The sequence below is a fragment of the Micromonospora sp. CPCC 205546 genome (genome assembly GCF_036902715.1).
Classification (GTDB): Bacteria; Actinomycetota; Actinomycetes; order Mycobacteriales; family Micromonosporaceae; genus Micromonospora.
Genome location: NZ_JBAKHL010000043.1, coordinates 1 through 19248 on the forward strand (window position 1 = coordinate 1; position 19248 = coordinate 19248).

Here is a 19248-nt window from a genome sequence, read left to right on the forward strand (position 1 = left end):
GACTTGCGGGCCGGCCGCGCGCCCGCCCCGACCGGCCGTCGGGGCCGCCCCGGCCGGTCGTCGGCGCGCCGTGCCCGGCCCCGGCGCCGGAGGACCGCCGGGCGTGGGACGCCCGGCGGTTCGTGGCCGTCCTGCTGCTGGCCGCGCTGCCCCTGGTCGGCTGCGGCACCCCACCGGAGTTGCGCGGCCCCGCCCCGACCGCCGCCCCGAACCGCACCGCCGTCCCCACCGCGTCCAGCGCCGCACCGACACCCCCACCCGCCACGAGCCTGCCCGGGGCCGGGGCGGTCACCCCCACCGTCGACCCCGGCCTCGTCGCGGCCCCCTGCCCGGACGGCCCCTCGGGGGCCCGGATCGTCGACCTGGTGCGGGGCCGGGGTGGCGTGCTGCCCGACGGCGTCCGGGTCAAGGTGCGCACCGGGCCGCTCTGCGCCGGTGACTGGCACTACACGGTGCTCGAGGTGACCGGGCACGAGACGCTCCAGGTGGTCACGCAGGGCCGCCCGGGTGCTCCGCGCCTGGTCACCGCCGGCACCGACGTCTGCACCGCCGAGGTCCGCGCCGCCGGTCCGCCCGGCATCCGGACGCGCGTGTGCGACGGCGGGTCGCTCGGCGTACCGGGTGCGTAGGCTGTCGCCATGCCGGGAACACCGCCGACGCGCTTCGTCTACCTCGGACCCGAGGGCACCTTCGCCGAGCAGGCGTTGAACAGCATCCCCGCCGCCGAGCGGGGCAGCCGCACGCCGGCCCGCAGCGTGCCGGAGGCGCTGGAGGGCGTACGGACCGGGGAGGCGGACGCGGCCCTGGTGCCGCTGGAGAACTCGATCGGCGGTGCGGTCGGGGTGACCCTGGACGAACTCGCCGAGGGCGACCCCCTGGTGATCACCCGCGAGGTGATCCTGTCGGTCGAGTTCGTGCTCGCCGCGAAGCCCGGCACGAACCTCTCACGCGTACGCAGCGTCGCCGCCCACCCGCAGGCGTCCACCCAGTGCCGGGGTTGGCTGCGCGCGCACCTGCCCGACGCGGTCGTGGTCGACGTGCTCTCCAACGGCGCCGCCGCCGCGGGGGCCGCCGCCGGCGAGTACGACGCGGCGATCTGCGCCCCGATCGGGGCCGGTCGACACCGCCTCGACGTGCTCGCCGACAAGATCGCCGACCACCCGGACGCGGTGACCCGCTTCGCGCTGGTGTCCCGCCCCGGGCCGCCCCCGCCGCCGACCGGCGACGACGTGACGTCCCTGGCGGTCTACATCGCGCACGACCGGGTGGGCGCGCTGCTGTCGGTGCTGATGGAGCTGGCCGTCCGCGGGGTCAACATGAGCCGGATCGAGTCCCGCCCGACGGGGGAGGCGCTCGGCCGGTACGTCTTCTTCCTCGACTGCACCGGGCACGTGGCGGACGTACGGCTCGGCGAGGCGTTGCAGGGGCTGCGCCGGGTCTGCGCCGACGTGCGCTTCCTGGGCTCGTACCCCCGGCACCGGTTCTCCGGCGCGGGCGACCGGCCGGTGCCGGCCCCGGCCGGCCTCTCGGACGCCGACTACGCCGACGCCGCCGCCTGGCTGGCCCGGCTGCGCAGCGGCGACTTCGGCTGACGGCGGCCCCGTGACGGCACCCGCCCCCGACCGGAACGCGATCCGGCGGGGCCGGTCGACGCGGACGGGGGCGGTGCGACGAAGGTGGTGCGGGTCAGCTGAGCAGGCCGCCGAGGATCCCGCCCTGCTGCTCCTGGGTGCCGCTGCCCATGATGGGTGGCTCCTCGGAGGGCTGGACGACGACGAAGCCCTGACCGGCGAAGCTCATCGTGAACGACTCGCCGGTGCGTCGGCCGAGCAGCGTGCCGAGACCGAGCTGCTCGGCGCGGTGGTAGCCGGTCTGGAGGTTGGCCGACCAGCAGACCGCCGCCTGCGGGTCGACGTAGGTGGGGGCGTCGACGTTGAGCACCACCGGGGTGCCCTTGGTGGTGATGGCGATCCGGCCGTGACCGCTGAAGACGCAGTTGAACAGGCCGGACGAGGACGCCATCCCAGCCCCGCCGACCATCCGGATGTCGTACTGGAGGGTGGAGTCGAAGGCCAGCACGCTGGAGCCGTTGATGGAGAGCGCGTCGCCGGGCTCCAGGTCGATGACGTGCACGTCCTTGGCGAAGTCGGCGAGGAAGACGTCACCCCGGCCGACGACCTTCATCAGCGGGACGCCCTCGCCGGTCAGCTTCTGCTTGAGGAACTTGCCGAGCCCGCCGGAGCCGAGCGCCTGGAACTGCACCTGCCCCTGGTAGGCGACCATCGACCCGACCCGGGCCATCGCCTCGCCGTTGAGTTCGATCTTCAACATCTTGGAGTTCTGCAGCCGCATGCCGGGCTGCGCGGACTCCTTCTCAAGGTTCTCCGCCGAGAACAGCTCGCTGCGCATGGAAGTGCCTCCTGAGTTCGTGGTACCTGGACCGACGGTAGGCGACCCTGGCAACCGCCGACACCGACCGAGCGGCCCGCCGTGCCCACCGGTCCGGCGCCGCGGCCACCGGCCGCCCGTCGGGTGTCGCTGCCGGTCAGCCCCAGCCCAGCTCGTGCAGGCGGGCGTCGTCGATGCCGAAGTGGTGGGCGATCTCGTGCACCACCGTCACCGCGACCTCGTCGACGACGTCCTCGTCGTCGTCGCAGATGCGCAGGATGGGGTTGCGGTAGATCAGGATGCGGTCCGGGAGCACACCGGCGTAGTCCCAGCCCCGCTCGGTGAGGGCGTGCCCCTCGTAGAGGCCGAGCAGGTCCTCGCCCGGGGGCGGGTCGTCCTCCACGAGGATCACGACGTTGCTCATCAGGGCGAGGAGTTCCTCGGGCACCTCGTCGAGCGCGTCGCCGACCAGCTCCTCGAAGCGCTCGCGACTCATCTCCACCGGCACCCCGCCCATTCTGCCCCACACCACGGCCCGCCCGCGCCGGTCGGGACCGGCGGGCCGCCACGGGGCCGGCGCGGCTACCCGTGGCGACCCGCCGACGGCGGGACGGTCAGGAGGCGGGACGGGTCAGGAGGCGAGGCGGGCGGTCAGGCTGATCTGGGCGCCCGGGGCGAGCAGGCGGGAGATCGGGCAGTTGTCCTTGGCGGTCTCCGCGAGCTTGGCGAACTGCGCCTCGTCGATGCCGGGCACCTGGCCGACGGTGTCCAGCTCGATCCGGGTCACCGCCATTCCGGCGTCGGTCTTGTCGAGGTGGACCTTGGCGGTGGTCTCCACGGAGGTGGGCGGCGAGCCGGCCTCGGCGAGCGCCTTGGAGAACGCCATCGAGAAGCAGCCGGCGTGTGCCGCGCCGATCAACTCCTCGGGGTTGGTCCCCTCGCCCTCCTCGAAACGGGACTTGAAGGAGTAGTTCCCCTGCAACCCGCCCTTGCCGGTGCGGATGGTGCCGGACCCCTCGGTGAGGTTGCCCTGCCACTGTGCGGAAGCGGTACGGATAGGCATGCACCCGACGCTAGCCGAACGGGCAGCGGCCGGCGACCGTTCACGCTCCGCGTCGCCAGGTGCGTACTGTGTCATGATTCGGGCAGGCCCGCGAACGCGGAAGGGTGGCCGATGTCCCAGGAATCCCCCATCCCCCGGCAGGAACACCGCTCCGACGGTGCGGTCGTCCTGGAGTGGGGCACGGCGGAGCCGGACGGGCGACGCCGGTTCGGGCGTACGTTCTCGGGCCTGGGCCGGGACCGGCGGCTCCCGATGCTGCTCGCGGCGCTCGGCGCGGTGGCCGCCCTCGCCTCGATGCTCGGCGAGTGGCAGGTGATGACCATCCCCAACGCCGGGCCGCAGGGCAACACGCCGCTGCGGGTGCCGGGCGGGGTGTCCGACATCGGCGGCTTCGGAGTGGGCTACCTGGTCGGGCTGCTCGCCCTGGTCTGCGCGGTGGCGCTCACGCTGCGCGGCACTGTCGCGGTGCGCTCGAACGCCCGGCTCGCCGGGCTGGCCCTGGCCGCGGCGCTGCTGGGGCTGCTGGTCGCGACCGCCGCCTCGCTCGACGAGGCCGGGCAGCGGGTCTTCTTCTACTCGACCGACGACGGGTTCCGGGTCGAGTACGGCCGCGGCCTGGTGATGGCGTTCCTGGCCTGCGCCCTCTTCGGGGCGGCGTTGAAGCTGGCCCCCGCCCGGGTGGTCCCGTTCCCCCGCGAGGCGGGCGGCCACCGGGAGGCGGACGCGTCCCGGGAGCCGGACGGCGGGGACGAGGCAGCCGGCGGGGACGAACCCGGCACGACGGGCTGGCGCCGACGCGCTCGCGGGTCGCGGGACGCGGCGGACGACGGGCCCCCCGCCCCGGCCGACCTGACCGTCGGGCCGGCCGCCCCCTTCGCCCGGCCCGAACCCCGGGACTGACCAGCCGCGCCCTGACGCGCCTCCGGCAGTCGTCGTCCGTTGGCACGGCATTCGCCGGAACGCCATGGCCGGTGCCCGTTGTGCGAGGTACGGTTGCTGCCCGCCGTCACTAGGGGTCGAGGCACCGAGGACCGAGACGGCTGGCTGCGACGGCGGCGGGCGAAGGAGGAACGATGACCCGCCCGGGGCTGCCCAAGCTGATCGCCACGGATCTCGACGGGACGCTCGTCCGCAGCGACGAGACCGTCTCCGCGTACACCCATCAGGTGCTCGACCGGGTGCGGGCCGCCGGGATCCCGGTGGTCGGCGCGACAGGTCGCGGGCCCCGGCTGGCCGAGTTGACCCGCAACGACATCCGGGCCGCGGACTTCCTGGTGATGGCCGGCGGCGGCCGGGTCGTCGACCAGAGCGACCCCTCCGGGCCGGTGGTGCTGCGCGACGAGCGCCTCCCCGCCGAGGTGCTGGCCACGCTGCTGGCCGACCTGGAGGCGGCCGTCGGGCCGCTGACCGTGATGGTCGAGGCGTCGGACGAGCACGACGCCCCGCTCTGGGGCGACTACCACCCGAGCTGGCCCTACCAGGACGCGTTCGAGACGCGCAGCCGCGCCGAGTGCCTCTCCTGCGACGTGATCAAGGCGTTCGTCCGCACCGCCGACCACCACGTCGACGAGTTGCTGGCGGTGGCCCGGCAGATCGTCCCGCCAGGGGTCGCCACGCTCACCCAGGCCGGGCTGGGCTTCGTCGAGATCTGCCCGCCGGGGGTCGACAAGTCCACCGGGCTGACCGTGGTGGCGCAGCGCCTCGGCGTCGACCCGGCCGAGGTGCTGGTCTTCGGCGACATGCCCAACGACCTGCCGATGTTCGAATGGGCCGGCTGGGCCCGGGTCGCGGTCTCCAACGCCCACCCGACGGTGCGGGCCCTCGCCGACGAGGTGACCCTGCGCAACGACGACGACGGGGTGGCGGTCTACCTCGATCGGCTACTGTCCCGCTGATGGGAGAGGCACCACGGCTGATCGCCACCGACATCGACGGCACCCTGCTCAGGGACGACCGCACGCTCAGCCCGCACACCATCGAGGTGCTGGCCCGGCTGTCCGCGCGGGGCACGCCGGTCGTGCTGGTCACCGGCCGTCCCATCCGCTGGCTCAAGATGGTGTACGAGCAGCTCGCCGAGCCGCTGCCGGCGATCTGCGCCAACGGGGCGGTGGTCTACGACCCGGTCGCCGACGAGGTGCTGCGCGCCGACCCGCTCGCCCCGCAGCTCCTCGCCGAGGTGGCCCGGCGGCTGCGTGCCGAGGTGCCCGAGGTCAGCTTCGCGGTGGAGATCGTCGACAGCCGGCAGATGCGGCACGAGGCGCACTACCCGCTGCGCTGGGACGCCGACCACGACGCGATCCGGGCGGTCGAGACCCCCGAGGAGCTGCTGGCGGCGCCGGCGGTGAAACTGCTGGCCCGGTCCGCCGAGCAGGACCCCGACGCGTTCGTCGCGCTGGTGGCCGCGGCCCTGCAGGGGCTGGCCGAGGCGACCCACTCGTCGTACTCGGGGCTGGTGGAGATCTCCGCGGCCGGCGTGACGAAGGCGGCCGGGCTGGCGTGGTACTGCGCGCGGCTCGGCATCGACGCCCGGGACGTGCTCGCCTTCGGCGACATGCCCAACGACGTGCCGATGCTGACCTGGGCCGGGCGGGGGGTGGCGGTGGCGAACGCGCACCGTGCCGTCCTGGAGATCGCCGACGAGGTCACGGCGGCGAACTCGGCGGACGGCGTGGCGGCGTACCTGGAGAAGGTCTTCGGGGTGGGCTGAGCGTACGACCGGCGTCCCCGCCGGCCGCACACCCGGAAGAAGGGGCCGGACCGGGCCGGGTGACCCGATCCCGCCCGTACGGTCAGAGGTACTGGCCGGTGCTGTGCCCCTCGCCGCCCTGCGGCGGCTGGCCCATCCCCGGCATGCCCGGCAGGATGCCCGCGCCGGGGCCGCTGGGCAGCGCCTGCCGGCCGGAGCGCATCTGCTCCAACTGCACGCGGGCGGCCATCTGCTGCGCCACCAGGGCCGCCTGGATGCCGTGGAACAGACCCTCCAGCCAGCCGACGAGCTGGGCGTGCGCGATGCGCAGCTCACCCTCGCTGGGTGCCTTCTCCTCGGTGAAGGGCAGCGAGATGCGCTCCAGCTCCTCGCGCAGCTCGGGGGCCAGCCCCTCCTTCAGCTCGACGATCGACCGCTCGTGGATCTCCCGCATCCGGTGCCGGCTGGCGTCGTCGAGCGGGGCGGCCTTGACCTCCTCCAGCAGCTGCTTGATCATGCTGCCGATCCGCATCACCTTGGCCGGCTGCTCGACCAGTCGGGTGGGGTCCTCGCCGTGTGCCTCGTCGGTCTGCACGGTGCCGACGGGCCGCCCGTCCGGGCCGACCACCACCACCGTTCCGGAGCGACCGGTGCCATCCTGGCCCGGCTCGTCGTTGTGTCCAGCGGAGTGTGCTTCGGTCATGGGATCCATCTTTACCCAGCCGCGAGCGCCCATGCGCCCCGGGACCGGTCCCCGGCCCCGGAACCGCGGGTGATCCGCGCTACGGTCGGGCCATGCCCGCCGACCCCCGCGACGTGCTCAGCCGGCCCGCTCCGGCCCCCGACGTCACCGTCTCCTACGGCGACCACCCGGACCAGATCGCCGACCTGCGCCGCCCCGCCGGGTCGGGCCCGGCCCGGCGGCTCGTCGTGGTGGTGCACGGCGGTTTCTGGCGGTCCGGGTACGACCTGCGGCACACCGATCCGCTGGCCGTCGCGCTGGCCGCGCTGGGCCACCCGGTGGCACAGGTGGAGTACCGCCGGACGGGGCAGCCGGGTGGCGGCTGGCCCGGGACGCTGACCGACGTGCTGACCGGCGTGACGGAACTGCCCCGGCTCGCGGCCGAGGCGCTGCCCGGCCGGGTCGCCGCCGCAGCGCCGCTGCTGGTGGGCCACTCGGCGGGGGGACACCTGGCGTTGTACGTGGCGACGGCCGCCCCGGCCGCCGTCGGCGGCGTGCTGGCGCTGGCCCCGGTGTCGAACCTCGCGGAGGCGTACCGGCTGGATCTGGACGACGGGGCGGTGGCGGCGCTGCTGGGCGGCGGGCCGGCGGACGTCCCCGAGCGGTACGCCGACGCCGATCCACGTTCGTCAGTGCCGATTCCAACACGCACGGTAGTTATCCATGGTGCGCTGGACCAGCAGGTGCCGGTCGGGATGAGCCGGGAGTTCGTGGCCGCCAGCCGCGCGGCGGGCGGCGATATCCGCCTACTTGAGCTGCCGGAATGCGAACATTTCGGGCTCATCGATCCGCTGTCGGCGGCATGGCCGCAGATCACGGCTGCTTTTCGATCTCTCCAGGAAGATCGCTAAGCATTGACGCAGCGTCGCTGACCGGGTAGAACGCCGAGGGGGCGTGATCCGCCCTGCAACGTTCCCCGGAAGGAACTCGGTGTCGCAGATGAACCGCAGGCGGGCCCTCCAACTGCTGGCCGCGCTCGGTACGGCCGGACTGGTCGCCGGGTGCGGCACCGATGACGCCGACGGCGAGTCGGCCAGTCCGGGGAGCCCGATCAAGATCGGCCTCGTGGCGCCGACGAGCGGCGGCCTGAAGGCGATCGGCGACGAGATCACCAACGGCTTCCAGCTCTTCCTCGACCTCAACGAGAAGCTGCTGGGCGGGCATCCGACCACCCTGCTCACCGCCGACGAGGGCGAGAGCGTCAAGACCGGCAAGGCCGCCGTCGAGGGGCTGCTGAAGCAGGGCGTGCTCGCCCTCACCGGCGTGGTCGACGCGAACGTCATGTCGGGCATCCGGGACACCGTCGAGCAGGCCCGGGTCCCCCTGATCGGCTCCAACGCCTCGCCGTCGAGCCTCCAGAGCGTCGTCTACATCTGGCGGACCTCGTACGTGCTGGACGAGGCGGGGCGTGCGCTGGGCCGCTACCTGCGCGAACAGCTCGAACCGTCGGCCCGGCTGGCGATCATCGCACCGGACAGCGTCGGCAGTCAGGACGTGGTGCGGGGCTTCCGGCAGGAGTTCGGCGAGTCCGATCCCCGGATCAAGGACGCGGTGACCCTGACGGAGGTCTTCACCAACCCGTCGAAGACCGCGTACCGCGCCGACATCCGCAAGGCGCTGGGCCGGGACCCGTCGGCGGTGTTCTGCTTCTTCGCGGGACCGGCGGCGGTCGAGTTCATCAAGCAGCTGCGCCTCGAGGGCTTCACCGGCAAGGTCTACGCCCCCGGCTTCCTCACCGAGGGCGCGGTGCTGAGCACCGTCAAGGCCGAGGACGCGCTGGGCATCCAGACGGCGCTGAACTACTCGTCCGACCTGAACAACACGGCCAACCGCCGGTTCGCCTCGGCGTACCGCAAGAAGCACGGCACCTCGCCCACCACCTACGCGATGGCCTCGTACGACGCCGCCCAGGTGCTCGACCAGGCGATCCGGATCGCCGGCGGGTCACCCAACCCGCAGCAGGTCAACCTGGCCCTCGGCAAGATCGGCCAGATCGACAGCCCGCGCGGGGTGTGGCAGTTCAACCAGCCGCGTACGCCGCAGCAGAAGTGGTACCTGCGGGAGGTCCAGCTCGACGGCCAGGTCCTGTCCAACGTCCTGGTCACCGAACTGGCCACCCTCGGCTAGCCCCATCCAAGCCCCCACCCAGCCCCGCCCTCGCTGTCGGTCATGCAGTTGTGGTGGGGGATGGGCGAGCGGGGCGGGGGGTTAGGGGCGGAGTTCGGCGATGCAGCACTTCACGCTGCCGCCGCCCTTCTTCAGCTCGGCCAGCTCGACCGGGACGGGGTGGTAGCCGGCCGCCTTCAGCTTGCCGGCCAGCCGGGTCGCCTCGCTGTTGAGCACCACGTTGAGCCCGTCGCTGACCAGGTTCAGCCCGAAGGCCAGGGCGTCCTCGGCATCGGCGACCACCGCGTCGGGGAAGAGCTGCGTGAGCACCCGCTGGCTGGCGGCGGAGAAGGCGCCCGGGTAGTAGACGACGTTCCCGTCGTCGATCGAGGCGAGCGCGACGTCCAGGTGGTAGAAGCGCGGGTCGACCAGGCGCAGCGACACCACGGGTCGACCGAGCGCCTCCTGCGCCTCGGCGTGTGCCGGCAGCTCCGTACGGAAGCCGTGCCCGGCGAGGATCAGCCCGCCGTGCGCCTCCGGCAGGTACGCGAAGTCGCCCTCGCCCTCGTTGGTCTCGATGGGCGCGATGAACCGCCAGCCCTGCGACTCGTAGAACGCGCGGTGCGCGGCGGCCTCGGTGGCCCGCTGCTCGTGCTTGAACTGCGCGCCGTAGACCGTGCCGTCGACGACGAACGCCCCGTTGGCCGCGTAGACCATGTCGGGCAGGCCCCGTTCGGGGTTCAGCAGGTGCACCTCGTGGCCGAGACCGGCCAGGGTCTCCCGCAGCCGGTCCCACTGCTTGACCGCGAGCGCCGAGTCGACCGGGGTGGTCACGTCCATCCACGGGTTGATCGCGTACTCGACCGCGAAGTGCTCAGGCGAGCACATGAGATATGTCCGCTTTCGCGCGACTCGCTGCTGGTTCACGATGACCAAGGGTAGGTACCCTCGAACTTTGGTAACAGCCACAACCATTGCTTCCCAGAGGCGGAACGTTGCAGATAGATGCCGTCGACCAGCGGATCATTGCGTTGCTCGTCGCGGACGCCCGTGCCTCGTACGCCGACATCGGTCAGCGGGTGTCGCTCTCCGCCCCGGCGGTCAAGCGACGGGTGGACCGGCTGCGCGCGGCCGGCGTGATCCGGGGCTTCACCGCCGTCGTCGACCCCGCCGCCGTCGGCTGGACCACGGAGGCGTTCGTCGAGCTGTTCTGCGCCGGGCGGACCACGCCGGCCCAGATCGGGGTGGCCACCCGCCGGCACCCCGAGGTGGTCGGTGCGTACACCGTCTCGGGCGAGGCCGACGCGCTCGTACACCTGCGGGCCGCCGACATCGCGCACCTGGAGGCGGCGCTGGAGCGGCTGCGGGCCGAACCCTTCGTGACCTCGACCCGGAGCACCATCGTGCTCTCCCGGCTGGTCGAGTCCCCCGGCGTCGGCCCCTCCCCCCGCTGACCCTCGTCGGCCTCGCGGCCTGCGGAGGCCGGAAACCGGGCGTGGGAGCGGGAACCAGGTGTCGGCCGGGCGCGTCGAACCGGCCATGACACGGGGAGCCCCCATCTTCGCGGTCGGCACGCTGGCCGCGCTCACCCTGCTCGGCGGCAGTGCTTTCCCGGCGGTGCCGCCCGACCCACCGGCCCCGGGGCGGCTGACGGCCGCGCCGGTGCTGGTCTCCTACGACTCCTGCGCCCAGGCGCTGGCCGGGTTGCGTGCCGCCGCCGAGGCGTCCGTCGGCCCGTGGGGCTTCGGGCACGGCTGGCGCACCGGGGTCCCCTTCGGCGGCGTCGCCAAGAACGCCCGGGCATCGGTCGAGTCCACCCAGCCCGCGCAGGAGCACTCCACGACCAACGTGCACGAGGCGGGCGCGGACGAACCGGACCTCGTCAAGACCGACGGGCGACGGATCGTGACCGTCACCCGGGGCGTGCTGCGGGTGGTGGACCCGGCCGCCCGGCGGGAGACGGGCCGCCTCGACCTCAGGCGGGCGACGCCGGAGCTGACGTTGGGGGAGCAGGCCACCCTGCTGTTGCAGGGCGACCGGGCGCTGGTGCTGACCCAGGTGGGCCCGGACCTCAAGCCGGCGACCCGCGCCGCGCGGCCCCGTACCGCGCCGAGCCTGGTCCTGGTCGACCTCGCGGGCCCGCCACGGGTGCTCGGCACCTACCGGATGGACGGGGACCTCGTCGACGCCCGGCAGACCGGATCCACCGCGCGGGTCGTGGTCCGCACGCGCCCCCGGCTGGTCTTCCCGTACGCCGAGCGGGGCACCGACGCCTTGCGGACCGTCGCCAACCGGGCGGTGATCGCCAGGGCGGGGATGGAGGCGTGGCTGCCGACGTACGAGTGGACCGCCGGGGCGGAACGGCACACCGGCCGGGTCGGGTGCGACCGGCTGAGCCGGCCGCCCGTCCTGTCGGGTACGTCGATGCTGACCGTGCTGAGCTTCGACCTCGCCAGCGACCGGCTCGGTGACGGCGACCCGGTCAGCGTCGCCGCAGACGCCACCACCGTCTACGGCACCGGGAGCAGCCTCTACCTCGCCGGGGACCGCCCGGAGGTGGCCCGGCCCGGCTCGCCCCGTGAAGGCGTCTGGCGGCCGGGCCCGCAGGTCACCGAGATCCACCGGTTCGACACCGGCGCGCCCGGGCGTCCCCGCTACGTGGCCTCCGGTTCGGTGCCCGGTTCACTCGTCAACCAGTACGCCCTCTCCGAGTGGCGGGGTCACCTGCGGGTGGCCACCACCACCGGCGACGCCCGGGGCAGCCGGGCCGTCTCGGAGTCCGCCGTGTACGTGCTGCGCCCCGAGGGGAACGCGCTGGTCCGCACGGGCACGGTCACCGGCCTCGGCCCCGGCGAGCGGATCTACTCCGTACGCTTCCTGGGCGGCTCCGCGTACGTGGTGACGTTCCGGCGCACCGACCCGCTCTACGCGCTCGACCTGACCGACCCGGCCGCGCCCCGGGTCACCGGCGAGCTGAAGATCACCGGGTACTCGGCGTACCTGCACCCGCTGCCGGAGGGCCGGCTGCTCGGGGTGGGCCAGGAGGCCGACCGGCGGGGACGGACGCAGGGGCTCCAGGTCTCGCTGTTCGACGTCCGCGACCCGGCCCGCCCGACCCGGCTCGACCAGTGGCACGTGCCGAGGGCGTACTCCGCGCTGGAGCACGACACGCACGCCTTCCTGCACCACCCGGAGACGGGCCTGGTCGCCCTGCCGGTCGGCGACGACGTACGCCTGCTGCGGGTGTCCGGGACCGACATCGGCGAGGTCGGCACGGTCACCCACGCCGGCCCGTCGGGCCCGGTCCTGCGGTCGTTGCTGGTCGGGGACGTGCTCTGGACGGTCTCCGCCGCCGGCCTGCGGGCCACCGACCCGGCCACCGCCCGCAGCCTCGACTGGCTGCCCGTGACCTGATCCTCCCTCCCCGGCGGGTGGGGCCCGGTTCCTCGGGGTCTCCGGGCCCCACCCGTCACCAGCGGGGGCGTGGATCAGAGGTACATGCCGGTGCGGTGTTCGCCCTGTTCCCGCTTGACCGGTTTGTCGCCCTCGCCGAAGAAGCGCTTCCCGCCGAACTCGCCGTGCAGGCGGTCGTCCAGCTCGTCCGCGAGCCCGGTCATCACCTGGACGGCGAGCATGAGGTGGGTGGCCTGGAAGTTGCGGCCGAAGACGGGGATGGACGCCCACACGGTGTCGTCGGCGCAGTAGAGCCGGCCGATCGGCATCCGGTTGGTCAGCTCGGAGAGCTTGACGTAGAGCCGCTCGGTCGGCTCGACCTCGGTCAGCACGGGGGAGAAGACGTCCACCAGCGGCGGGTTGTCGCGGACCCGGACGAAGACCATCGCCGAGCCGGCACGGATGTTGATGTCACCGTCGGAGTCGATCTGCAACCGGTCCGGCTCCGACTTGAGCATGGTGGAGACGACCGTACGGACCTGCTCGGCGAGCGCGGCCACGTCGTGCTCGGGCGCCTGGGCCGCGGCAGCGGCGGCGAGCGCCTCGTCGAGGTCGGCCTCGACGTTGCGGTCGGGACCGAACTCGCTGCGCGCGGTGCCCAGCGGCTCCACCGGCAGCGGCTCGCCCCCGGCGTCGTGGATGAGGTAGACGAGGAACGCGGGGTGCGGGGCGCCGTAGACGTCGCGCAGCGTCCGGGTGAGCAGGGCCGCCAGCCGGGTCGCCTCGGCGGTGCCGCTGTCCAGCCCGAAGTGCTCGCCGGAGCCCTCCACCACCCCGGGCGGCGACCAGCCGAGCGCGATCATGTCCGCCACGGCGGCCCGGTCCAGCCGGTAGCCCTCGGGCAGGGTCGCGTTGCCGACCGCGCGGGCGGCCAGCCGGCCTCCCTCGCCGACGTCGATGCTGACGGAGTAGACCGCATCGCCGGTGCCGGAGGCGGTCGGGTCGAGGGTCAGCTCGACGTGCGTGCCCGTGGGCAGCGCCGCCAACCGCCCGGCCAGCGCCCGCGCGAACTCGTGCCAGGCCTGGGTCACCTTGGCCCGCAGGTCGGCAGTGCTGGGTTCGTCGAGCAGAATCGGCTCGTGGTGCGCCGGCAGGGTGCCGGGCGAGTCGCCGCCCGGCGCCGAGGGGTGGTCCGCCGTCATGATCGTCTCCATCCGTCAAGGTCACCCTACCCACGGGACGGGGGAGTCGAATCAGCCCGACCGTGATCGGACAGCGGAGGTCAGGCGGAGGTTCCGCCCGGTCGTTCGGCGCCGAGCCCGACCGGCCAGGAGGCGGCCAGCGCGCTGAGCCGGGCCGCGGCGCCGGCCGGGTCCGCGCCCCGCCCGACCGCCAGCCCGAGCAGGTACGCGGTGACGGGCGCGCCCGGTCGCAGCACCTGGTGCGCCACGTCCTTGGCCAGGTCGAGCACGGCCGGCACCGGCACCCGCGCGGGGTCCAGGTCCAGCTCGGCACAGGCCGCCGTCACCCAGTCGTCCATGACCGTCATCGCGTCCACTCCTCCGCCCGGCGTACGTCCTCGTCAGTGTCGCAGTCGAACCAGGGCGGCGGGCCGGCACCGGTCCACGGCACCTCGCACACCCGCAGCCCGGCCAGCAACGCCCTGATCGGTGCTCCCGCCAGCGGCGCGGCGGGGGCGTCGGGACGCCTGCCGGCGCGCTCGGCGGACCCGTCGGGACGCCTGCCGGCACGCTCGGCGGCGAGGCGGTCCAGGGCGGCGCGCAGCGGGGCTACCCGCCACACGCCGCAGAGGGTCTGCCGCCGCCCGTCGCCGTCGACGTAGCAGGCGCCGTCGTGGCCGGCGGCATCGTGACCGGTGCCGTCGTCACCAGCGGCGGCTAGACCGGCGGCGTCGAGATGGTCGAGCAACTCCCCGACCGCCGCGCGGGTGAGCAGGGGCAGGTCGGCGGCGAGCAGGGCGACCACCGGCGTACCGGGGTCGAGCAGGGCCAGCCCGGCCGCGGCGGCGGCGACGGGGCCGCCGCCCGGCGGTTCCTCCCGGGTCACCCGCACCCCGGCGGGCACCGGTCCGGGCGGGCCGACCAGGATGCGCGGCGCGGCGTCGGCCACCGCGGCCAGCACCCGGTCCCGCATGGGCAGGCCGCCGACCGTCCGGGCGGGCTTGTCCACGCCCCCCATCCGCCGCGCGGCCCCGCCCGCCAGCACCACCGCCGCGTACGCGTCCACCGGGCCACGGTAGCCGCGCGGCCGCCCGGGTCGGGGTGCAGGATGGCGGGATGGGACGGGCGACTGACCGGCGCGGCGTGCTCCGCATCGACCTCGACGCGGCGGCGACCGGCCGCACCTCGGTACGCCGGCAGGACAGCCTGGCCGTGGAGGAGCCGCTGGAGATCCGGGTCGGTGCGGCCGGCCCCGGCCGGCGACGGCCGCTCGCGGTGACCATGCGTACGCCCGGCGACGATCTCGACCTGGCGATCGGTTTCCTGCTGACCGAGGGGCTGATCCGCTCCACCGACGACGTACGCACCGCGCAGCTCTGCGCCGGCGCGGAGACGCCCAACACGTACAACGTGGTGGACGTGGTGTTGTCGCCCGGCGTGCCCGAACCCACCGTCGATCCGTCGCGGAACTTCTACACCACCAGCTCCTGCGGGGTGTGCGGCAAGGCGAGCATCGACGCTGTGCGTACCCGATCGGTCTTCGCGGTGGGCGACGACCCGCTGACGGTGCCGGCGGCGGTCCTGACCGCGCTGCCGGACCGGCTGCGCGCGGCCCAGCGCGGCTTCGACCGCACGGGCGGCCTGCACGCGGCGGGCCTGTTCACCGCCGACGGCGACCTGGTGGTGCTGCGCGAGGACGTCGGCCGCCACAACGCCGTCGACAAGGTGGTCGGCTGGGCGGTCCGTGAGCGGCGGCTGCCGCTGGCCGGGCACGTCCTGCTGGTCTCCGGGCGGGCGAGCTTCGAGCTGACCCAGAAGGCGTGGATGGCGGGGGTGCCGCTGCTCGCGGCGGTCTCCGCGCCGAGCACCCTGGCGGTGGAGCTGGCCGAGGAGGCCGGGCTGACGCTGGTCGGCTTCCTGCGCGGCGACGCGATGAACGTCTACGCCCGCCCCGACCGCGTGACCACCGCCGGAACAACCACCTGATCCCTGCGTCGTCGGAGTTCGAGGCGCCCCGCCACTACTCCAGGTAGTCGGGGACGCCGCCACGCGGTGGGACCTCGGCCACGGGCCTCGACGGCCGGTGGTGTGGTTCTCCCGCCTCGATACCACACAGGTATCTTTATGCCACACAGGTATCAGCGTTCCCGGCGGCAGTGGTCCACCAGTCTCCACGCGTCCTCTGAGATACGCCCTAGCCGAACAGCCCCAGCCGGAACGCGGCGTCGCGGGCCAGCAGGAAGCCGGCGATGCCGAGGATCCAGCCGAGCATGCTGCCGGAGGTCCGCATGATCCAGGCGTTGAGCCGGGCCAGCACCGGCTCGACCAGCCTCGGCAACGCCATCCGGGCCGCGAGCAGCAGCACCGCCGGCAGGACCATGACCAGGCAGTAGGCGGCCAGCAGCCCCACCATCTGCGCCGCGCCGAGCCCGGAGGTGGTCAGCAGGCCGACCGCGCCGAGGTACGGCAGCATCGTCGCCACCTCCGCGAGCGCGGCGAGCAGCGCCAGCCCGACCAGCCACCGCGCCGAGGAGTCGCCGGCGGTGGCCCGGTCCCGCCAGCGCAGCACGCCCCCGCTGCGCGGACGCCGCTTGCCGTCGTAGCGGAAGCTGAGCACGAAGAGCCCGACCCCGAGGACGAGCTGCGCCCAGAGCACCGGCCGGTTGTCCATCGCCCCGCCGAGGACGTCGGCCAGCCGGCTGCCGCCGAGGGCGAGCAGCAGCCCGACGCCGAAGTAGAAGACGGCGATCGTGCCGAGGTAGACGAGGATCCGGCGGGCGTTGACCGGCCCGGGGGCGAGCAGCAGCCAGACCGGGATGAAGAGGGTGCCGATGCTCGTGCTGTCGACCAGGGCCAGGCCGGCGAGCGACAGCAGCAGTCCGACGCTCATGCGGGGCTTACGATAGGTAGGGGCACCGAAACATTCTGCGGCGTCGTCGGTCCCGTCGGCTCGTCCCGGGGAACGAAGTTCCGGTACGTCTCTCGACGGAGACCGCCGGGCCGATGTTCTCGCCGCGGAATCAGCGCGGGCGGGCCCAGCCGGTGAAACGCTCGGTCAGCTTGCCTGGTTCTGCTGCTCTGCCCACTCGGCGACCCGCCGCGCGCTCTCCTCTTCGGAGAGGTCCTCGACCCGGGTCATGACCGACCACCGTACGCCGAACGGGTCCCGGATGCTGGCGAACCGGTCGCCGGACACGAACGTCGACGGTGCCTCACGAACGACGGCCCCGGCCGCCTCGGCACGGGCGACGACGGCGTTGACGTCCGGGCAGTAGAGGCCGATGGAGTAGCAGTCCTGGTCCCCTTCGGGCGCCGGGACGAGCCCGTAGTCGGGCATCGGCTCCCCGAGTTGCAGCAACCCGTGGCCGAAGTCGAGGACGGCGTGGGCCACGACGCCGCCCATCTCGGTCACGTCGACCACCCGCGCCCCGAAGATCTCGCGGTAGAAGTCGATCGCTCCGCGCGCATCCGGGATAGCCAGGAAGGGAGTCAGGCTGGTGGCGCCGCGCGGCGTACCGTTTGCGGTGTGCTCGCCATCGGCGGCTCGGCTCGTTGCAGTCATGGGACCGATCGTAGGAATGCCCAGCGTGGACCGGCTTGAAGATTCGCGACAGGTGCCCCCACCAGGCGCGACGAGCCCGCGTGGCGTCCTCTATCCGGCGCGGCTGCCCACGTTCGACCGGCTCACGGCGCCGGATGCGGTGACGCGGCTCGTGCGGTGGTTCTGGATTCCGGAGTGGCGGATCCAGCCGGGGCGGTCCTCCCGGCAGCACCTGATCGCCTTCCCCGCCTGCAATCTCGTCGTCGAGCCGGGTGCGGTCGGCTTCTCCGGACCGACGACCGGCAGTTCGTACCGTGATCTCACCGGGACCGGGTGGGCTGTCGGCGCCCTGCTGCGACCGGCGGCGGTGCCCCACTTCGTCGCGGACCCGGCGGCCCTGCGCGACAGGTACCAGCCCGTGGACCTGCCCGTCCTGCACGAGCGGGTGCACCGCGCCATGACCGGGCCGGGCGACCGGCGGACCCGACACCGCCGTGCGGTCGACGCGTTCGCGGGATGGCTCACCGACACGGTCCCACCGTCGAGCCACGAGGCGCTGCTGGCTAACGCGATGGCCGAGGTCATCGACTCCGATCCGACGATCCGGACGGTCGAGGACGCCGCCGTACGCCTGCGCCTGTCCACCCGGTCGTTGCAGCGACTCGCGAACCGATACGTCGGGTTGCCGCCGTCGGCGATGATCCGTCGGCGCCGACTGCAGGAGGCGGCCGAACGCCTGCGCACCGACCCGGGCACGACCCTGGCCGCCGTCGCCGCCGACCTCGGCTACAGCGACCACGCCCACCTCGCCAACGAGTTCCGGTCGGTCCTCGGCCTCACCCTGGGCAGCTATCGCCGACGAGTCATCCTCGATGAGGACGGCACAGCGTAGGGGGTGGCCGCCGGTGCGACCGTGCGTCGGTCGGTCAGCGCTCGCTGCGCCTGCGTCTGCGGCGGAGCACGCCGGGCGATCCGATCGCCGGCCAGCCGTCCAGTCGGGAGGGTGGCACGCCCCGGCGCAGCAAATCGTCGAGGAGCAGCGCCATCGAGTGGCCGGGGTGCTCGGCCAGGGCGCGTTCCAGGGCCACCGCCGCCAGCGCCCCCTGCCCCGCCCGCCACGCCGCGAACGCCAGCAGCGCGGCCGGCGCGGCGATCAACTCCGGCTCGGCCCGACGCAGCACGTCGGTCCAGAGCGCGATGTCCTCGTCCCGCCCGTCCGTGCGTTCCCAGGCGTGGTCGCGGACCGGCACGTGGGTCAGCAGCACGCTCAGCCAGGCGACCTCGTCGTCGGTGAGCCGCTGCCCGCGCCGGAGTCGACGCAGCGCGGAGCGTACGGCCGCCGTCCCCGCCGAGCGGACCGCCCGCCCGCCGCCCGGCTCGGTCGCGGGTTCGCGGTCGAGCAGGGCCGCCAGGCGCCGCTCGGCGCGGGCGGTGGCCCGGCGTACGGCCGAGCGAGCGGGACCGGTCACCGGGGCTACCTGCGCGACCAGGGCGGCCCGGTCGGGCAGGGCGACCTGGCCGGCGAAGACGGCCGCCGCGCTGACCTCGCTGGCCCCGACGTCGTAGGGGGTGCCCTCCGGCGGGCAGCACGTCGGCTCGGTGCAGAGGTACGACCAGTAGCGGCCCTCGGTGACGCGCAGGGCGTCGAGCACGGAGAGCCCGCAGGCGGCCAGCGCGGCGCGCACGGCGTCGACCGCCGGGGTGACCAGCGGCGCCGGACCGTAGCCGAGGACCGTGGCGGTCTCGGCGTGCTGCCGGGCGACGACGCCGGCGAGGTGCCCGGCGGGGTCGCGCGGGTCGGCGAGGTCGGGCAGGTCGGCGCGGGCGGCGAAGGTGATCCGGCGGCCCCGCATCGCCACCACGACGACGCTGTCGGCGGGGTGGAAGCCGAGCAGGTAGGGCACGGCGGCGATGAGGTCGGCGGGGGAACGGACGGCGAGCCGGGGGCGGTCGGTCGGGGTCATGTCTGGCAGCCTCCGACGCCGGCGGGTCACCCGCCGCCCCTGTGGACGACACGCGGTCCATCCACAGACACGGAGAGTATTTACCCAGCTCAAGCCAATCCCCGACCGCTGACGCCACCCCTCCTACGGGCACCGCCCGAACCACCGCCAGAGATCTTGGAGCGAAAAGGCCCCCCGAGGGGCC

22 protein-coding genes are annotated in these 19248 nt (G+C 74.0%); 11 read left to right on the top strand and 11 right to left on the bottom strand.

The window, feature by feature from the left end:
- Positions 1 to 122 precede the first annotated feature (122 nt).
- Both V6U77_RS19895 and pheA read left to right on the top strand, forming a co-directional pair.
- Positions 123 to 629 carry a hypothetical protein gene (locus V6U77_RS19895; RefSeq protein WP_334607907.1) on the top strand — a complete coding sequence of 169 codons (507 nt, stop codon included), beginning with the start codon at positions 123 to 125 and terminating at the stop codon, positions 627 to 629.
- Between the two features lie 9 nt (positions 630 to 638).
- The gene (pheA, locus tag V6U77_RS19900; protein WP_334607857.1) at positions 639 to 1592 is read left to right on the top strand and encodes a prephenate dehydratase; all 954 of its coding nucleotides are present in this window, start codon (positions 639 to 641) and stop codon (positions 1590 to 1592) included.
- A 94-nt stretch (positions 1593 to 1686) separates the two neighbouring features.
- Here pheA and V6U77_RS19905 read toward each other — a convergent pair whose 3' ends face one another.
- The 3 genes from V6U77_RS19905 to V6U77_RS19915 form a co-directional block, all read right to left on the bottom strand.
- Positions 1687 to 2409 (bottom strand): AIM24 family protein, encoded by a 723-nt coding sequence (locus tag V6U77_RS19905; RefSeq protein ID WP_334607858.1) that lies wholly within the window; start codon positions 2407 to 2409, stop codon positions 1687 to 1689.
- A gap of 136 nt (positions 2410 to 2545) precedes the next feature.
- Positions 2546 to 2890, bottom strand: a complete 345-nt coding sequence (locus tag V6U77_RS19910; RefSeq protein ID WP_172896728.1) for a metallopeptidase family protein — start codon at positions 2888 to 2890, stop codon at positions 2546 to 2548.
- Between the two features lie 129 nt (positions 2891 to 3019).
- Positions 3020 to 3451, bottom strand: a complete 432-nt coding sequence (locus tag V6U77_RS19915; protein WP_334607859.1) for an OsmC family protein — start codon at positions 3449 to 3451, stop codon at positions 3020 to 3022.
- A gap of 111 nt (positions 3452 to 3562) precedes the next feature.
- On the opposite strand from V6U77_RS19915, the gene V6U77_RS19920 reads away from it, so the two are divergent.
- From V6U77_RS19920 to V6U77_RS19930, 3 genes are all read left to right on the top strand, one after another.
- Positions 3563 to 4351, top strand: coding sequence for a hypothetical protein (locus V6U77_RS19920; RefSeq protein ID WP_334607860.1), 789 nt, complete (start codon positions 3563 to 3565; stop codon positions 4349 to 4351).
- 173 nt (positions 4352 to 4524) lie between these two features.
- Positions 4525 to 5346 carry an HAD family hydrolase gene (locus V6U77_RS19925; RefSeq protein ID WP_334607861.1) on the top strand — a complete coding sequence of 274 codons (822 nt, stop codon included), beginning with the start codon at positions 4525 to 4527 and terminating at the stop codon, positions 5344 to 5346.
- Positions 5346 to 6158: an HAD family hydrolase gene (locus V6U77_RS19930; RefSeq protein WP_334607862.1), complete on the top strand. Its 813-nt coding sequence runs from the start codon at positions 5346 to 5348 to the stop codon at positions 6156 to 6158. The genes V6U77_RS19925 and V6U77_RS19930 overlap by 1 nt, the downstream gene beginning before the upstream one ends.
- An 82-nt stretch (positions 6159 to 6240) precedes the next feature.
- On the opposite strand, the gene V6U77_RS19935 is transcribed toward V6U77_RS19930, so the two are convergent.
- Positions 6241 to 6849 (bottom strand): bacterial proteasome activator family protein, encoded by a 609-nt coding sequence (locus tag V6U77_RS19935; protein ID WP_334607863.1) that lies wholly within the window; start codon positions 6847 to 6849, stop codon positions 6241 to 6243.
- 83 nt (positions 6850 to 6932) lie between these two features.
- On the opposite strand from V6U77_RS19935, the gene V6U77_RS19940 reads away from it, so the two are divergent.
- Both V6U77_RS19940 and V6U77_RS19945 read left to right on the top strand, forming a co-directional pair.
- The gene (locus V6U77_RS19940; protein WP_334607864.1) at positions 6933 to 7730 is read left to right on the top strand and encodes an alpha/beta hydrolase family protein; all 798 of its coding nucleotides are present in this window, start codon (positions 6933 to 6935) and stop codon (positions 7728 to 7730) included.
- 79 nt (positions 7731 to 7809) lie between these two features.
- Entirely contained in the window at positions 7810 to 9006 is a 1197-nt protein-coding gene (locus V6U77_RS19945) for an ABC transporter substrate-binding protein (RefSeq protein ID WP_334607865.1), read from the top strand.
- A gap of 81 nt (positions 9007 to 9087) precedes the next feature.
- On the opposite strand, the gene ddaH is transcribed toward V6U77_RS19945, so the two are convergent.
- Positions 9088 to 9921: a dimethylargininase gene (gene ddaH / locus V6U77_RS19950; protein ID WP_334607866.1), complete on the bottom strand. Its 834-nt coding sequence runs from the start codon at positions 9919 to 9921 to the stop codon at positions 9088 to 9090.
- A 59-nt stretch (positions 9922 to 9980) separates the two neighbouring features.
- On the opposite strand from ddaH, the gene V6U77_RS19955 reads away from it, so the two are divergent.
- A complete protein-coding gene (locus tag V6U77_RS19955; protein ID WP_334607867.1) occupies positions 9981 to 10439 on the top strand; it encodes an Lrp/AsnC family transcriptional regulator in 459 nt (152 codons plus the stop codon).
- A gap of 85 nt (positions 10440 to 10524) precedes the next feature.
- Positions 10525 to 12399, top strand: a complete 1875-nt coding sequence (locus V6U77_RS19960) for a beta-propeller domain-containing protein (protein ID WP_334607868.1) — start codon at positions 10525 to 10527, stop codon at positions 12397 to 12399.
- Positions 12400 to 12473: 74 nt separating this feature from the next.
- On the opposite strand, the gene V6U77_RS19965 is transcribed toward V6U77_RS19960, so the two are convergent.
- The 3 genes from V6U77_RS19965 to mobA form a co-directional block, all read right to left on the bottom strand.
- Positions 12474 to 13580, bottom strand: coding sequence for a T3SS (YopN, CesT) and YbjN peptide-binding chaperone 1 (locus tag V6U77_RS19965; protein ID WP_334607908.1), 1107 nt, complete (start codon positions 13578 to 13580; stop codon positions 12474 to 12476).
- Positions 13581 to 13660: 80 nt separating this feature from the next.
- Positions 13661 to 13927, bottom strand: a complete 267-nt coding sequence (locus tag V6U77_RS19970) for a DUF6457 domain-containing protein (protein ID WP_334607869.1) — start codon at positions 13925 to 13927, stop codon at positions 13661 to 13663.
- On the bottom strand, positions 13924 to 14625 hold the full coding sequence (mobA, locus tag V6U77_RS19975; RefSeq protein ID WP_334607870.1) for a molybdenum cofactor guanylyltransferase: 702 nt from the start codon (positions 14623 to 14625) through the stop codon (positions 13924 to 13926). Before mobA ends, V6U77_RS19970 begins: the two co-directional genes overlap by 4 nt.
- A 50-nt stretch (positions 14626 to 14675) precedes the next feature.
- Here mobA and fdhD point away from each other — a divergent pair, with 50 nt between their 5' ends.
- A complete protein-coding gene (gene fdhD, locus V6U77_RS19980) occupies positions 14676 to 15545 on the top strand; it encodes a formate dehydrogenase accessory sulfurtransferase FdhD (protein ID WP_334607871.1) in 870 nt (289 codons plus the stop codon).
- Positions 15546 to 15753: 208 nt separating this feature from the next.
- Here fdhD and V6U77_RS19985 read toward each other — a convergent pair whose 3' ends face one another.
- Both V6U77_RS19985 and V6U77_RS19990 read right to left on the bottom strand, forming a co-directional pair.
- Entirely contained in the window at positions 15754 to 16449 is a 696-nt protein-coding gene (locus tag V6U77_RS19985) for a GAP family protein (protein WP_334607872.1), read from the bottom strand.
- A gap of 165 nt (positions 16450 to 16614) precedes the next feature.
- Positions 16615 to 17121 carry a VOC family protein gene (locus tag V6U77_RS19990; protein ID WP_334607874.1) on the bottom strand — a complete coding sequence of 169 codons (507 nt, stop codon included), beginning with the start codon at positions 17119 to 17121 and terminating at the stop codon, positions 16615 to 16617.
- 139 nt (positions 17122 to 17260) lie between these two features.
- Between V6U77_RS19990 and V6U77_RS19995 the strand changes: the two genes are divergently transcribed.
- Entirely contained in the window at positions 17261 to 17992 is a 732-nt protein-coding gene (locus V6U77_RS19995; protein ID WP_334607909.1) for an AraC family transcriptional regulator, read from the top strand.
- A 34-nt stretch (positions 17993 to 18026) separates the two neighbouring features.
- On the opposite strand, the gene V6U77_RS20000 is transcribed toward V6U77_RS19995, so the two are convergent.
- Positions 18027 to 19064, bottom strand: a complete 1038-nt coding sequence (locus tag V6U77_RS20000) for a DUF4192 domain-containing protein (protein WP_334607876.1) — start codon at positions 19062 to 19064, stop codon at positions 18027 to 18029.
- Between the last annotated feature and the right edge of the window lie 184 nt (positions 19065 to 19248).